Source organism: Nocardia speluncae NBRC 108251 (assembly GCF_001613245.1).
Classification (GTDB): Bacteria; Actinomycetota; Actinomycetes; order Mycobacteriales; family Mycobacteriaceae; genus Nocardia; species Nocardia speluncae.
Map to the genome: position 1 here is coordinate 59898 of NZ_BDBZ01000040.1, position 15358 is coordinate 75255.

Below are 15358 nucleotides of genomic sequence, written 5' to 3' on the forward strand. Positions count from 1 at the left end.
CGAGCCGGGATATCGTCCCAGACGGCGCATAGCATGAGCGGTATGCCGAACTCCGTGCCCGCCCCGGACGTGATCGTGCTCGCCGGGGGCCGGGCCAGTCGTATGGGTGGCATCGACAAACCGGGTCTCGTGGTGGGCGGGCGGTCCATGCTGGAAACCGCGCTGGCCGCCGCGGGATCGGGTCGCACCGTGGTCGTCGGCCCACCGCGACCGGAACTCGCCGCGTCCATCCTGCAAACTCGCGAACCTCAGCCCGGGTCCGGCCCGGTAGCGGCCATCGCCGCCGGTGTGGCCGCGCTCGGTGCCGGGGTCACCGCCCAGGTGGTCGTCCTCGCCGCCGATATGCCGTTTCTGACCCCGGCGGTGATCAACGAATTACTCTGGCAGCTGGCCGATTTCGACGCCGTTTTCGCGGCCGACAGCAATGGCCGTCCGCAGTACCTGATCGGCGTGTGGCGGTACGAGACCCTGGCCGCCCGGCTGCGCGAGCTCGGCACTGTGATCAATCAGCCGATGAAAGCCCTGGTACCCCGGCATACGAAAATGGTGGCACTGGCCGGGGTCGACGACTGCGATACACCAGGAGATATCGACGCCGCCCGCTCGGCGCTGGGACCGGGCCCGGCGCGCAATATCGACCCGGACAAGCCCCACCGCACTGCCGATGTTGGAGCACGCAGGCCCTACGACAACGCAGCCGGCGGCAGGCGCCCCGAAAGGGGTTTCGACAGCAATCGGGGTGCGGATGGGCGCACGGCCGGTTCCGGGACAGCCGGCATCGGCGTTCCCGGAGTGCTCGCTGCCGATGACACCGGCGCCGCCGACGAACCGGCGGCGACCGCTGCCGGCGCACCGGTTCCCGTGGTCATCGCGCCGTCGGTCACCGACACCCGAAACCTCCATGGCGCCGATGTCCGGGCGGCCGCCGCCGGCCCGCCGCTACCGCTGGATCAGGCGCGCCGAGTCCTGGGCGAGACCCTGACTCGGCTTCCAGAGCGCCATTGCGAGCTGAATGCGGCCCGCGGCGCGGCGCTCGCCACCTCGATCAACGCACTCGGCGCTCTCCCCCGGTTCGATGTCTCGGCGATGGACGGGTATGCGGTCCGCGGTGCCGGCCCGTGGCAACTTCGTGCCGATATCGGTTTCGCGGGCGGGCAACGGCCGGATGGGTTGCACCCGGGTGAAGCGGTCCGGATCGCTACCGGCGCACAGGTTCCCGAGGGCACCACAGGTGTCCTGCGCGACGAGTTCGCCCGGTACGACGGCCGGCTGCACCGGCTTCCCGACACTCCGGAGCGTTCCGATATCCGCCGGCGCGGCGAGGACCGCACACCCGGTGACACCATCGCACCGGCCGGTTCGGCAGTGACCGCCGCGCTTGTTTCCGCCGCCGCCGCGGTCGAGGTCACCACTGCGACCGTCCGCGGGCCCGTGCGCGCCCGCATCGTCATGACCGGGGACGAGATCCGCAGTACCGGCCCCTTGCAATCCGGGCAGACCCGGGATTCCATCGGCCCCATCCTGCCCGTCCTACTGGCCGCGCACGGGGTTCAGACCCTCGACCAGGTGCATCTCCGCGATACCTCCCACGGTTTCGACCAGGTATTGGCCACCGCCACCGACTGCGATCTCCTCGTTGTAGTCGGCGCGACCGGCGGCGGCGCCGCCGATCAACTCCGTGGCGCCCTCGACCGCGCCCGCGCCCGAATCCTGGTCCCCCGCCTCGCGCTCCGCCCCGGCGGTTCCACCGTGGCAGCCGAACTACCCTCGGCCACCACGGTCCTCGGACTCCCCGGCAACCCGTTCGCCGCAGTCGTCACCCTGCTCGCCCTGATCCCTGCCGTCGTCGCGGGCCGCACCGGCGCCCATCCGCCCCGGCCGTTGATCGGACCGCTGCACAACGCCACCGAAATCGCCGGCCCGGTCACTCGCATCGTCCCCGCCCGCATCGCGACCGACCCCGCCGGCGCCTGGATCGGCGACACCACGGTACGAACCGCCCACCTCGGCGGCCTCGTCGACCGCGACGGTGTGGTCGTCGTGCCGGCCGACGCTTCCGACGGCACCCCGGTGGAGTTCATCCCGGTCCCTCACTGAACGCCGACCGGCACCGGAACCCACCGACGCTGCGCACCCCTTGACTATGCCGTTACGGCAGGGTTCACCCTGGAGTACAGGTCGGCGGGCACGCGCCGGCAGATCCGACCCGATCCGACCCTAGGGAGCCGATCATGACCTGGAGTACTCGTGAACTTGCCGAACTCGCCGGCACCAACGTGCGGACGGTTCGGCACTATCACGATGTCGGCCTCCTCGAACAGCCCGAACGCGGCAGCAACGGCTACAAGCGCTACGGCGTCGCGCATCTGTTGCGCGTGCTGCGCATCAAACGCCTGTCCGACCTCGGAATCCCCCTTTCTCAGATCGCCGAGAGGGGTGAGGACGAGTACCCACGCGAATCGCTGCACACGCTGGACGCCGAACTGGCCGCGACCATCGAGCGCCTGCAGCGCATCCGCATGGAACTCGCCCTCATCCTCCGCCAGGGCACCCACACCGACCTACCACCCGACCTGGCGCCGATCACCGCGGAATTCACCGAGGCCGATCGCGCCTACACCGTCATCCTCAACCGGGTCCTCGGACCGACAGCGCTGGATTCACTGCGCGAAATGCTCACCACCAGCGACGCTGCCGATCCCGCCATGGCCGACTTCGACAACCTTCCCGCCGACGCCGACGAACAGACCCGGGAGAAAGTTGCCGAACAGGTCACTCCGTATGCCCGCAAACTCCAGGTCACCTACCCGAACCTCAACACAGTGCACGATTCCCCGGTCGGCCCCCAGCGCGCGGCCCAGGCCCTCGCACTGGCCCTGAAGGACCTCTACAACGAGGCCCAGTTCGACGTTCTCCTGCGCGTGAACCGCTCACTCGCGGCCGCTGAGCAGGACTGATCGGTCAGCGCCGGCGTTGCAGGTGCACGCGGCGACACCGGGCGGACGCCTCGACTGTGCGGACGCCGCCGCTTCGCCAGTGGTTTACTTTTTCACCTATCGCGCCTGCCGGATCGAGCCCGGATACGCGGCCCCGGACAGGGCACTTCCACCCAGCGGGAAGCTACCTGTTTCCTGCTCGGGCGCAGTTCGCCTACGATCTTTCCCCGATCCGACTGCCGCCGGCGGTCGCCCGATCAGCATCGAGGTGCGCCATGGTCAGGCTTGTGCCGGTGTCGCGGGAGCGAAGTGCTACTACTCGTCTTCTGGCCGCTGTCGCGGTGATAATGCTGGCCGCCGGTGCGGTAGCCGCCGTCGCGGTCGCCACCCCTGGAGGGGCGGCCGCAGCCCCGGCGGCCAGTGCACCGGGGGTGACCGTGTATCCCGGTATGGAGGTCAGGCGTAGCGAGATCGTGGGTGGCAAGGTCGAGATCAGCCGCTGCACGGTGGGGCTCACAGGCATGATCGGCACGGCACGGTACGCGGTCACCGCGGGACACTGCTACCGCAACGGAGTTGTCACCGACAAGAAAAGCAACCCGATCGGCTGGTATGAATTCCACCGGCCGGACGAGGGCCTCACCTTCGGGTTTTCGCTGATCCGGCTGTACGACGGCGTGGGGGTCGCGGCCAGTATGGGCAGCTTCGGGCTGTCTTCGGTGGATATGAAGCCGCAGATGGACCAGGAGGTCTGCAAACTCGGCGCGACCACCGGCTGGAGCTGCGGAACGCTCACCGAAATCACGAAGCGCTACCTCTATGCGACCCACACGCTGGGCGCGGAGGGCGGCGATTCCGGTGCGGTCGTGTACCGGCAGACCTCCGACGGGCAGGCCGCCTTCGTCGGCATCCTGGTGGCCTTCGACCAGGACGCGGGCCACAGCGCGGTGGTGGAGCCCGCCGATTGGCTCTTCGATCAGATCGACAAGTACGGCCCCACCCGCGACAACCCGTTCGTCTGGTACCGGGTCTGACCCGGTTCAGAGTCCAGCGCACCCGCGACAACCGGCCACGACCGGTGCAGACAGTCCTGCCAGTAGGCCCAGGCATGGCCTACGACTGTCTCGCCGCATTCGCCCGGACCAGCGGTGCGGAGTCGGCAACACTCGATCGGGAACTCGCGGCCCGGTATCCCTCGATTCGGGTTGTCACGATCGCAGGTCAGCGGTCCCCAGCGGAGGCAGGGCGGGAAGGCCGAACCGTTCGCGTAGCGCGGTGCGGTAGCGGTCGGCGAGCAGGCGGACCGCGGCGGGGTGCACGCCGATCGGGTCCGCGACTCCGGTCGCGCCGGCCTGGTGCAGGCGTTCGTGGAACAGTCCGTGCGCCAGGAGATAGGAGGCGATGAACACCCGTTGCTTCCCCTCCGAACGCAGTTTCGCCACGACCTCTGGAACACGTGGTGCGCCCGTGGCGACATATGCCGTGCGCACCGGTGTCGCGAGTTGCGCGGTGAGCATGGCGGCGGCGCGGCGCACATCTGTGCGGGCCCGCGGATCGGACGAGCCGGCGGCCGCGAATACCACCGCGTCACCCGGGCGCCAACCGGCGGCCCGCAACCGAACGGACATGATCCGGGCCAGTGCGGGATCCGGGCCCATCGCGGACGTTACCGTCACGGCAGGATGAGCACTCTCGTCCACTTCCCGCGGCACATCCTGATAGACGTGGTACCCGGAAGCGAGGAAGGCCGGAACCAGCACAGCCGGAGCCGGATCAGCAATATTCGGAGACTGTGCGGCGAGATCGCGCAGCACTTCCGATGGCGACGGACCGAGAACATCGACAAATGCGGTGCGCACCGATGTACTCGTCGTGGACCCGCCGGCGCCGAGTTCGGCGAGGGGGCCGTCGACGCAACCGCACACCGCGGTTACGTGCGTAGCGGGAAGAATCGCCGTCCGGTGTCCCAGTTCGCGACCCACTGCCTCGGCCAGCGCAGCGATCATCTCCACACCCTTACCGCTACGTGTTCCGTGCGCCACCAAGACCAGCGCGGGCGGTGGCGAGGGAACAGGTGCGGGCAGTTCCGGCGCATTCACCCGGGAACCACCGTGCGCACATAGCGGGTGTTGCCTGCCGGAGCCGCGGGCAGCGCGGCGTCGACGTTGTTGTTGTCTGTGCATTCGGCCGGGTCCATGGCCAGCCGGTAACCGCGTTTGACCACGGTCTGGATCGCCTTCGGCGTCCCCAGGCCCGCCCGCAGCCGGGCGATGGCAGTCTCCACCGCATGGGTGTCCTCGCCCCCGCCGGGCAGGGCGGCCAGCAGATCCTCGCGCGACACCACGCGCCCGGGATACCGGGCCAGTGAACGCATCAGGGCCATCGGCGCGGGAGCGAGTTGTTTCACCGTGCCGTCCACCACCACGCATGCGCCGCGCACGCTGATGGTGTGCCCGGCGGCGTTGATCCGGCCGGCGCGGCGCGGTAGTTCCTCGGCCACATGGCGAGCCAGGGCGCCCAGCCGCGCGCGGGCAGGCATCGTGACCGGAACACCCAGTTCCTCCAGCGGCGCCGCGGTGATGGGCCCGACGCAGGCCGCCGGAACCCGGCTACGCAGCGCATGCAGGACACCTTCGAGAACGCCGGTTTCGTCGGCGCGCATCAGCATCGACGCCACCGCGGGTGCACTGGTGAACGTCACGCAGTCGATGGTCGAAGTCATGATGGCCTCGATGAGGTTGTCCATCGGACCGCGATCGGCGGGTGGCTCCCACCGGTACACCGGCACCGGCACCACATCGGCACCGGCGCAGCGCAGCACCTCACAGAAATCGGGGATCGGTTCCCATTCGGTGGTAGCGCCGTGCAATTGCACCGCGATCCGCACCCCCTCGACCCCTTCCGCGAGCAGATGGTCGAGCACCTCCGCCGACGATTCGGAGGCGGGCGACCATTCCTCCCGGAGTTCGGCCGCCCGGATCGCCCCCTTTGCCTTGGGGCCGCGGGCCAGCATCCGAGTGCCGCCGAACGTGGCACGCAACTGCTCGGCCAGCCCCCAGCCCTCCGCCGCCTCCATCCAGCCGCGGAAACCGATACCCGTGGTGGCGACGGCGATCTGCGGTGGGGCGGCGACGAGGTCGCGAGTCACCCGTTCGAGTTCGGTGTCGTCGGCCAGCGGAATGATCCGGATGGCCGGCGCGGACACAACCGCCGCGCCCCGCCGAGTGAGCAGGGTGGCGAATTCCTCGGCGCGCCGGGCCGCGGTGATACCGATGGTGAATCCGGCCAGCGAGGCGGACGCATCCGGAACCGTCATGCGGCAATGCCGTTCACGGCCATGACGAGGGGTTCGTCGGAAATCGAGACCAGCCCGTCGTCCACGCGCACGGCGTATACCGGCAGCGATTCGGTCGCGGCGTCCAGGCACCGCCCGTCGAGCAGCGAGAATGCCTGCTTCAGCAGCGGCGACGCGACGACGGGCTCGCCGCCACGATCACCGACGATCCCGCGCGACATCACTGCCGCCCGCCCGAAGGGGTCGATATTGCCGACCGCGTACAGCGTGCCCTCGGGCAGCAGGAACAGCGCGGCCTGGGCCCCGCCCGGCAACAGCACCGCCACGCCGCGGCCGGGAATCAGATAGTCGAGTCGGCAGGCCGGCGTCCATCCGGTGGTAGCCGGGGCAACGCCAAGGGCATCGATCACGGTCATGGTGTTCTCCTCCACACGCCTCAACCCATTGGTACCGGCGCACTGTTTCCACTCGGTTAAGCCGTCATTTCCCACTCGTAGCGACTGGTTCCGGCATCGCGGGCAGGCTGTTTCCATCCGGCCCGCCCCCGCTGCCCTCCGTGGTTACATTCCACTGCCGCCTCCGGGCATCGCGGGCAGGCCGAGCAACACCGGGACTTTACGCTCGCCGCTGTCGTCGAACGAGATCGTCGGATCGGCTTCGGCCGGGGCGTTGACGAAGGAGACGAACCGCGAAAGCTTCTGTTCGTCCTCGAGGACCGCGGCCCATTCGTCGCGATAGCCGGCCACATGCGATTGCATCGCCGCTTCCAGATCGCCCGCGATACCGAGGCTGTCCGCGCATACCACCTCGCGCACATAGTCGATACCCAGGTCCGCCTGCCACGGCGCAGTGCGCTGCAACCGGTCCGCGGTGCGGATGTAGAACATCAGATAGCGGTCGATATACGAGATCAGGGTTTCGTCGTCCAGATCGCCTGCCAGCAGCACCGCGTGCTTCGGGGTGAGACCACCGTTACCGCCGACATAGAGGTTCCAGCCGGTGTCGGTGGCGATCACGCCGACGTCCTTGCCGCGGGCCTCGGCGCATTCCCGGGCACAGCCCGAGACGGCCAGCTTCAGTTTGTGCGGTGACCGTAGCCCGCGGTAGCGCTTCTCCAGCAGGACTGCCATCCCGACCGAATCCTGCTGGCCGTACCGGCACCAGGTGGACCCGACGCAGCTCTTGACGGTCCGCAGCGATTTACCGTAGGCGTGGCCGGACTCCATCCCGGCGTCCACGAGCCGCTTCCAGATGAGCGGCAACTGTTCGACGCGGGCACCGAACAGGTCGATCCGCTGCCCCCCGGTGATCTTGGTGTACAGACCGAACTCCTTCGCGACCTCACCGATCACGATCAGCTGCTCGGGCGTGACCTCCCCACCCGGCATCCGCGGAACCACCGAGTACGTGCCGTTCTTCTGCATATTGGCCAGGAAGTGATCGTTGGTGTCCTGTAGCGCGGCCTGCTCACCCTCCAGAATGTGCTCGCTGGAGGTGGAGGCCAGGATCGAGGCGACCGTCGGTTTGCAGATATCGCAGCCGATACCTTTACCGTGCCGGGCGATCAGATCGGAGAAGGCGCGGATACCGGTGGCCTGCACGATCTGGAACAGTTCGGCACGCGACTGTTCGAAATGCTCGCAGAGCGCCTTCGACATTTCGACGCCGGACTGTTCGAGCACCTTCTTGATCATCGGTACGCAGCCGCCGCAGGAAGTGCCGGCCTTGGTGCAGCCCTTGATCGCGGGAATATCGCAGGCACCGTCGGCGATGGCACCGCAGATGGCACCCTTGCTCACATCGTTGCAGGAGCAGATCTGGGCTTCGTCGGGCAACGCGTCGGCGCCGAGTTCCGCGCCGGCCGGTGAGATCAGCGCGGCCGGTTCGGCCGGTAGCGGGCGCCCGACCAGCGGCCGCAGCGCCGCATACTGGGTGGCGTCGCCCACCAGGATGCCGCCGAGCAGCGTCTGCGCATTGTCGGAGATCACCAGTTTCGCGTAGGTGCCGCGCGCCGCATCGTGCAGCACCACCGAGAGCGCGCCTTCGGTGCGGCCGTGCGCGTCACCGAAGCTGGCCACATCCACGCCCAGCAATTTGAGCTTGGTGGACATATCGGCGCCGGGGAACTCGCCGGCGCCCCCGAGCAACCGGTCGGCCACGATTTCGGCGGTGGTGTAGCCCGGCGCGACCAGGCCGTAGCAGACACCTTCGACCGCGGCGCATTCTCCGATGGCGTAGATATTCGGGTCGGAGGTGGCCAGGCCCAGATCCGTGACGATACCGCCACGCGAGCCCACCTCCAGGCCGGCGTCGCGGGCGATCTGGTCGCGGGGACGGATACCGGCGGAGAACACCACCAGCGCGGCATCGATCGCGGTGTCGTCGGACAGACCGATCCGCAACCGCGCGGCCGGGGCGGCCGCCTCGTCCCGTTCGATCCGCTGGGTGCCGACACCGGTGTGCACCCGCAGTCCCAGATCGGAGACCAGTTTCTCCAGGATCGCGCCGCCGCCCTCGTCGACCTGCGCGGGCATCAGCCGGTCGTTGTACTCGATCACATGCGGGGTCATACCCAGCATCCGCAGCGCGTTGGCGGCCTCCAGACCGAGCAGACCGCCGCCGACGACCACGCCGTGTGCCCCCGGCCCCGCCGCCTCGGCCGTGGCCTTGATGCCGTCGAGGTCGGCGAGGGTGCGGTAGACGAAGCATTCCGGGTGTTCGTGCCCCGGCACGGGCGGCACGAACGGGTAGGAACCGGTGGCCAGGACGAGCGCGTCGTAGTCGAGTACCGCACCCGCGGCGGTGGTCACCTTTCGCGCGTCTTTGTCGATGGCCTCGGCGCGCTGCCCGAGGCGCAGGTCCACCAGGTCGTCGCCGCGGTACTCGTTACCCGCCAACGCCAACGCGGCCGGATCCCAGTTGCCGACGTAAGAGGACAGCCCGACCCGGTCGTAGGCAGGCAACTGTTCCTCGCCGAGGACGACGACCTGCCACTGCCCGGCGGAGTCCCGGGAGCGGAGCGCCTCGACGAAGCGGTGCCCGACCATGCCGTGACCGGCGACGACGACTGTCTTGCGCTGTGCGTTCATGGTGTCCTCCGTGGGAATCCGGTATCAGGCCGACGACCGGGCGGACCGGGTTTCGGTGGGCGGAGTGGGCGAGGTGCCGGATTCGGCCCGGCGGACCAGGGCCTCGGCGCCGGCGACGATTTCCCGGCCGGCCGCCGGGGCGGCGGGCCGGCGCAGGAACACCGCCCAGGTAACCAGGGCGCAGGCGATATAGAACGCCGTGAACACCCAGAAGGCGGTGGTCGCCGACTGCGTCGAGGCGTAGGACGAACGCAGTACCAGGTTGATCCCTACGCCGCCGAGCGCGCCGATGGCGCCGACGAAACCGATGAGCGCACCGGAGGTGTTCTGCGCCCAGGCGGCGCGTTCGGCGGAACTCCCGTCGAGACTGCGCGATTTGGCGTCGAAAACCGACGGGATGATCTTGGTGACCGAGCCGTTGCCGAGACCGGACAGTACGAACAGCGCCACGAAACCGGCGATCAGCACCGCCAGCACCGGGCCGGAAAAACCGTTCGCCGAACCATCCGCGATCGTCGAGGCCACGGCCACCACCACGGCGGCGACCATCATCGCCACGAAGGTGACCGCGGTGACCTTGCCGCCGCCGACCCGGTCGGCCAGCTTGCCACCGTAGGGCCGGGCCAGCGAGCCGAGCAGCGGCCCGACGAAGGCGATCTGCGCGGCGTGCAGGGTGGCCTGAGCCGCGGTTTCACCACCGGCCACGAAACTGATCTGCAGGACTTGCCCGAAAGCGAAGCTGTAACCGATGAACGAGCCGAAAGTGCCGATGTAGAGGAACGAAACCGCCCACGACTGCGGCACTTTCAGCGCAGTGAACATATAGGACAAATCGGCCTTCTGATTCGGCAGATTGTCCATGAACAATGCTGCGCCGAGCCCGGCCAGCACGATCAGCACCAGGTATGCCGCGCAGATCACCGAGGCGTATTCGTTGCCGAAGGTCGCGATCACCAGCAGGCCGAGCAGCTGGATCACCGGAACACCGATATTGCCGCCACCCGCGTTCAAGCCCAGCGCCCAGCCCTTGAGACGCTGCGGGTAGAAGGCGTTGATATTGGTCATCGACGAGGCGAAGTTGCCACCGCCCAGGCCGGCGAACGCCGCCACGATCAGGAAGGTCGTATAGGACGTTCCCGGCTGGTTCACGAAGTACAGCGTGAGCAGGGTCGGAATCAGCAGCGCCACGGCGCTGAACACCGTCCAGTTACGGCCGCCGAAACGGGCCGTCGCCACCGTGTACGGGATTCGCAGGATCGCGCCCACCAGGGTCGGTACCGCGACCAGGAAGAACTTACCGGCCGCGTCGATACCGTAGGTCTCGGCCGGCATGAACAGCACCATGACCGACCAGATGGACCAGATGGAGAATCCGATGTGCTCGGCGGCGACCGACCAGATCAGGTTGCGCGTGGCGATCTTCTTACCGCCGGCCTCCCAAGCCGCAGTGTCCTCTGCGTCCCAGTGCTCCAGCGCGGGCCGCCGGAACAACGCCTGCCCGGCGCCGCGGCGGCTTTCTGTCTGCGTGTTCAAGGGGTCTCCCAACGTGGTTCGACCCCCACGTTAGGAAACGGGTGTTGCCGTGATGCTGCCCAGAATGACCACCGAATCAACGGTTTCTCACGCGGAACGCGTCGCCGGGGTGAGAAACCGGCGGTTGTCGACGTGGCGTTCCAGGTCGGTTCCCGGGGCACACCTCTGTACGGGGCGCAGCGGTCAACCTCCGACGGGCCCGTCTTCGAGCAGCCGCGGTTTACAGGCTTGCCAGGCGCCGATCAGCAGTACCACCACCGAGACCCCGAGCAGCGCGAACGGCGCCGCCCAGCCGCCGGTCACGGTATGCAGCATCCCGAACACCAAGGGGCCGATACAGGCCAGCGCGTAACCGACGCCCTGGGTGAACCCGGAAAGCGCCGCCGATCCTGCCGGGGTGCGCGTCCGCAGGTTGATCAGGGTGAGCGCCATCGGGAAGGTACTGGGGCCGAGGCCGAGGATGACCACCCACAGCACCGGCGCGCTCATCGGCGCGATGAGCAGCCCGGCGAACGCCACCAGGAAACAGAGCGCGCACCCGACAGCGACCGGGAAGGGATTGGTCATACGGGCCGCCACCGTCGGCGCCGTCAAGGCCGCGATCAGGCCCATGAGGGCGAACAGGGCGACCATCGAGCCGCCGAACGCCGCATCCGCACCGGCGTCGGACAGGATTGTGGGCAACCAGGTGAATACGGAATAGGTGGTCAGCGAAGTCATCCCGAACATGGCCGACATACCCCAGGCCAGTGGCGAGCGCCATACTTTCAGGGCAGGGCCCGGCGCGCCCGGTAATCCGGTCCTATCCGCCACAGCCCGGCCGCGCCGATTCCACAGCACACCGATCCAGGGCACGGCCGCGGCGAGCCCGAGCAGCGCCCACACCCCCAGCGAGACCCGCCAGCCGTGCGCTTCGGCGAGCGGCACCGCCACCAGGGCGGGAATGACCGTACCGATCTGCACCATGGCTATGTAGAGCGCGCTCACCGTGGCGAGGCGATCAGGAAAGTAGCGTTTCACCAGCGGCGGAACCACGATATTGCCGACCCCCATACCGCCGAGCGCCAGCGCGGAGAACAGCAGCAGTCCCACCGTTTCGGAGACGAGCACGCGGGCGATCATGCCGATGCCGGCGGCGGCCATGGCTGCCAGGACGGTCCACTCCAGTCCGATCCGCCGCGCCAGCAGCGGAGTCAGCAGGCCGGTCACCGAGAACATCAGGGTCGGGATCATTCCGAAGACGCCGACAACGGCCGTGGAATAGCCGATATGTTCGCCGATCTCCTCGGCGAGCGGGGTGAAGGCGGTGACCGCGACCCGCAGGGTGAGCGCAGACATCACGATTGCCGCCAGGACCAGCAAGCGGCCTTCGATGAGTGAGCGTCGCCGGCCCGCGGTGGTCGGGTCGGCCGGACGTGAGGTCTCGGGCAACGCTGCAGTCACCGAGAAATCATAGGATGACCGTATGACCAGGACAAGGCGGGTGTGACGGGCGGTACTCTGTCAGCGTGCAAAGCGTTCGCCGCACCAGCCTCATCGCCCAGGTCACCGAGCAACTCAAAGAGGATATCCGCTCGGGACGCTGGCCGGTCGGGGCGCGGATCCCCACCGAACCCGAACTCGCCGAACTGACCGGAACCGGCCGCAATACGCTACGCGAGGCCGTCCAGGCGCTGGTCCACGCCGGCATGCTGGAACGGCGGCAGGGCTCGGGTACCTACGTCATCGCGACCTCCGAGGTCGGCAGCACCCTCGAGAAATACTTCGCCGAGGCCGCCGAACGCGATGTCCTGGAACTACGCCGCGGACTGGAAGCCACCGCCGCCGCCCTCGCCGCCCACCGCCGCGACGAATCCGATATCGCCAAAATGCAGCGCCTGCTCGAGGAACGCAACCGGCTCTGGCCGGCCAACCGGTCCGCCGCAATTGCCGCCGATGTGCAACTACATCGCGCGATCGTGGCAGCCAGCCACAACGCGGTGTATCTGGAGTTCTACGATTCCCTGCTCGGCCGGATCGAATCCTCCACCCGCTCGCGCACCGACCGGATCGACGGCTGGTACAACGACGAACACAGCGAACTGGTGCAGGCCATCACCGACGGCGATGCCGAACGCGCGGCCAAGACCACCCGCTGCTTCCTGAACACCCTGCTCGCCGATTACCCCGAGCGCTGACCGGGCGTCCAGCGCGGCGGTCGGCGGCTCGGTTACAACAGGAAACGGACCATATCGGCGGTACGCACCAACCCCGGTAGCGCCTCCGGCGTCGACCGCGGATGCAACACATGCACCGCCAGCCGGAACATCACCGCGCGCAACAACATCTGCGGCCATTCGGGCAGATCCGACCACCGTTCGAGCAATCCCTCGTCGGCACCGCCCCACGACAACGCATCCACCACGATCACCCCTGCCGCCCACGCAGCCGGCCGCCAGTAGGGGGTGATATCGGTGAGCGCGGGAATCTGCGCACCGGCGAACAGCACAGTGCCGAACAGGTCGCCGTGCACCAGCTGAGCCGGGGTGCGAATCGGTTTGCGCAGCGTGGACAGCTGGCCGATGAGGTCCAGACTGTGCCGGCCGTCCGGCGAATTCTCGATCACCGCGCCCGCCGCCCGCAATGTACGCAACGGCACCGTCTCCCACGCCGCGCGATCCGCGGCCACGAAAACATCCACCTCCAGCCACGGTGTCACCGGCGGCTGGGACAGGAACCGGGGCCGGTCCAGGGTGGCGGTCACCTTGTGCAGCCGCAGCGATACCGAGACCACCTCGTCGTGCCGCGGCTCCGGGGATCCGGGCATATAGGTATCGCATCGCCACCCCGACACCACGTACCGCCCATCGGTGGCCCGTACCGGGCGGGCCACCCGTAAACCGTCCACCCGCAGGCTTTCCCGCGTTTTGGCCGACCACGCGGCCCGGGCATGATCGGCTACCGGGCTGAGCACCACATCACCGAGGCGCCAGCCGCCCTCCCAATCGCCCAGAGCGACCGGGTCCAGTTCACGCAGACCGAATGTGGCCCGCACATGTTCGGGGGGTTCGACTGTGGTGGTCACGGGCCGTACCGTACTCCCGGCGCCCAGCACGTGGAGTGCGCCACACCGATCCGTAGCCGTGCCGCGACACGCCGGTCACAACCCCGGAACCCCCGGTCGCGGCCGATATCGCCAACTGATTCCACCGTTGGCGGCTGCCGGGCGCCGGGGACCGGCGACAACCGCACTCACCGGGCGGTAGCCGCTGGATCGGTCGCCCGGCGCATCGGGCTCCGGCTGTCAGTACACCGGGAGCGAGGGATCCACCTGATGCGCCCACGCGATCACGCCGCCCTGGAGATGGGTCGCATCGGCGAAACCGGCGCGTTTGAGCGCGGCAAGCGCCTCGGCCGACCGCACCCCGGTCTTGCAGTGCAGCACGATCTTCCGGTTCTGCGGCAGTTCCGACAGCGCCTCACCGGAGAGGATGCGATCCTTCGGGATCAGCGTGGCCCCCTCGATATGCACGATGTCCCACTCCACGGGTTCGCGGACATCGATCAGTTCCACATCGCCGGTGTCGAGCATGTCCTTGAGCTCGCGCGCGGTCACGGTGGACCCGGCCGCCGCGGCCTGGCCCTCCTCCGATACCACACCGCAGAACGCGTCGTAGTCGATCAGTTCGGTGATCGGCTCACGCGCGGGATCGCGGCGCAGTTTGATCGTCCGGTAGTTCATATCGAGGGCGTCGTACACCATCAGCCGGCCCAGCAGCGGTTCGCCGATACCGGTGATGAGCTTGATCGCCTCGGTCACCATGATCGAACCGATGGATGCGCACAGCACCCCGAGCACACCGCCCTCGGCGCAGGACGGCACCATCCCGGGCGGCGGCGCCTCCGGGTAGAGGTCGCGGTAGTTGATCCCGCGGCCGTCGGGTGCGTCCTCCCAGAACACCGATACCTGGCCCTCGAACCGGTAGATCGAACCCCAGACATAGGGCTTACCGGCCAGGACAGCGGCGTCGTTGACGAGATAACGGGTGGCGAAATTATCGGTGCCGTCGAGGATCAGGTCGTATTCGGAGAACAGTTCCACCGCGTTCTCCGGCTCCAGCCGGATCTTGTGCAGGCGCACGTCGATATTGGAGTTGATCTCCAGAATCGAATCGCGGGCACTGTCGGCCTTCGGCCGGCCGATATCGGATTCCCCATGGATGACCTGCCGCTGCAGGTTCGAAGCATCCACCTCGTCGAACTCGACGATGCCCATCGTCCCCACCCCGGCGGCGGCCAGATACAGCAGAGCCGGCGAGCCCAAGCCGCCCGCACCGATCACGAGCACTTTCGCGTTCTTCAGCCGTTTCTGCCCGTCCATCCCCAAATCGGGAATGATCAGGTGGCGGCTGTAGCGGGCGACCTCGTCCCTGGTCAGCTCCGCCGCTGGCTCCACGAGTGGGGGCAGGGACTTCGGTGATGACACGTCTGCGAACTCCTCGTATCGAATAGCCGGGTTCCGGTTA

Annotated in this window: 12 protein-coding genes; 4 read left to right on the forward strand and 8 right to left on the reverse strand. The window is 68.2% G+C overall.

The features are described from left to right. The first annotated feature begins 42 nt into the window (after positions 1-42). From NS6_RS35535 to NS6_RS29970, 3 genes are all read left to right on the forward strand, one after another. Positions 43-2097 carry an NTP transferase domain-containing protein gene (locus tag NS6_RS35535; protein WP_245669566.1) on the forward strand — a complete coding sequence of 685 codons (2055 nt, stop codon included), beginning with the start codon at positions 43-45 and terminating at the stop codon, positions 2095-2097. Between the two features lie 134 nt (positions 2098-2231). Then, entirely contained in the window at positions 2232-2957 is a 726-nt protein-coding gene (locus NS6_RS29965; RefSeq protein ID WP_068048986.1) for a MerR family transcriptional regulator, read from the forward strand. A 254-nt stretch (positions 2958-3211) separates the two neighbouring features. Then, on the forward strand, positions 3212-3970 hold the full coding sequence (locus NS6_RS29970) for a chymotrypsin family serine protease (RefSeq protein WP_157113022.1): 759 nt from the start codon (positions 3212-3214) through the stop codon (positions 3968-3970). 174 nt (positions 3971-4144) lie between these two features. Here the strand turns inward: NS6_RS29970 and NS6_RS29975 are convergent, their stop codons facing one another. The 6 genes from NS6_RS29975 to NS6_RS30000 form a co-directional block, all read right to left on the reverse strand. Continuing rightward, positions 4145-4942 carry a sirohydrochlorin chelatase gene (locus NS6_RS29975; protein WP_084471547.1) on the reverse strand — a complete coding sequence of 266 codons (798 nt, stop codon included), beginning with the start codon at positions 4940-4942 and terminating at the stop codon, positions 4145-4147. Positions 4943-5031: 89 nt separating this feature from the next. Then, entirely contained in the window at positions 5032-6252 is a 1221-nt protein-coding gene (locus NS6_RS29980; RefSeq protein ID WP_068048992.1) for a uroporphyrinogen-III synthase, read from the reverse strand. Next, positions 6249-6647 (reverse strand): nitrite reductase small subunit NirD, encoded by a 399-nt coding sequence (gene nirD, locus NS6_RS29985; protein ID WP_068049122.1) that lies wholly within the window; start codon positions 6645-6647, stop codon positions 6249-6251. Before nirD ends, NS6_RS29980 begins: the two co-directional genes overlap by 4 nt. Positions 6648-6791: 144 nt before the next feature. Next, positions 6792-9320, reverse strand: coding sequence for a nitrite reductase large subunit NirB (nirB, locus tag NS6_RS29990; RefSeq protein WP_068048996.1), 2529 nt, complete (start codon positions 9318-9320; stop codon positions 6792-6794). Between the two features lie 24 nt (positions 9321-9344). Beyond that, positions 9345-10853: a nitrate/nitrite transporter gene (locus NS6_RS29995; protein ID WP_068048999.1), complete on the reverse strand. Its 1509-nt coding sequence runs from the start codon at positions 10851-10853 to the stop codon at positions 9345-9347. Between the two features lie 183 nt (positions 10854-11036). After that, positions 11037-12296, reverse strand: a complete 1260-nt coding sequence (locus NS6_RS30000) for an MFS transporter (protein WP_371859380.1) — start codon at positions 12294-12296, stop codon at positions 11037-11039. Positions 12297-12361: 65 nt separating this feature from the next. On the opposite strand from NS6_RS30000, the gene NS6_RS30005 reads away from it, so the two are divergent. After that, positions 12362-13030, forward strand: coding sequence for a FadR/GntR family transcriptional regulator (locus NS6_RS30005; RefSeq protein ID WP_068049002.1), 669 nt, complete (start codon positions 12362-12364; stop codon positions 13028-13030). A 32-nt stretch (positions 13031-13062) separates the two neighbouring features. Here the strand turns inward: NS6_RS30005 and NS6_RS30010 are convergent, their stop codons facing one another. Both NS6_RS30010 and moeZ read right to left on the reverse strand, forming a co-directional pair. Then, a complete protein-coding gene (locus tag NS6_RS30010) occupies positions 13063-13917 on the reverse strand; it encodes a TIGR02569 family protein (protein ID WP_068049128.1) in 855 nt (284 codons plus the stop codon). Between the two features lie 219 nt (positions 13918-14136). After that, the gene (gene moeZ, locus NS6_RS30015) at positions 14137-15318 is read right to left on the reverse strand and encodes an adenylyltransferase/sulfurtransferase MoeZ (RefSeq protein ID WP_068049005.1); all 1182 of its coding nucleotides are present in this window, start codon (positions 15316-15318) and stop codon (positions 14137-14139) included. Positions 15319-15358: the final 40 nt, after the last annotated feature.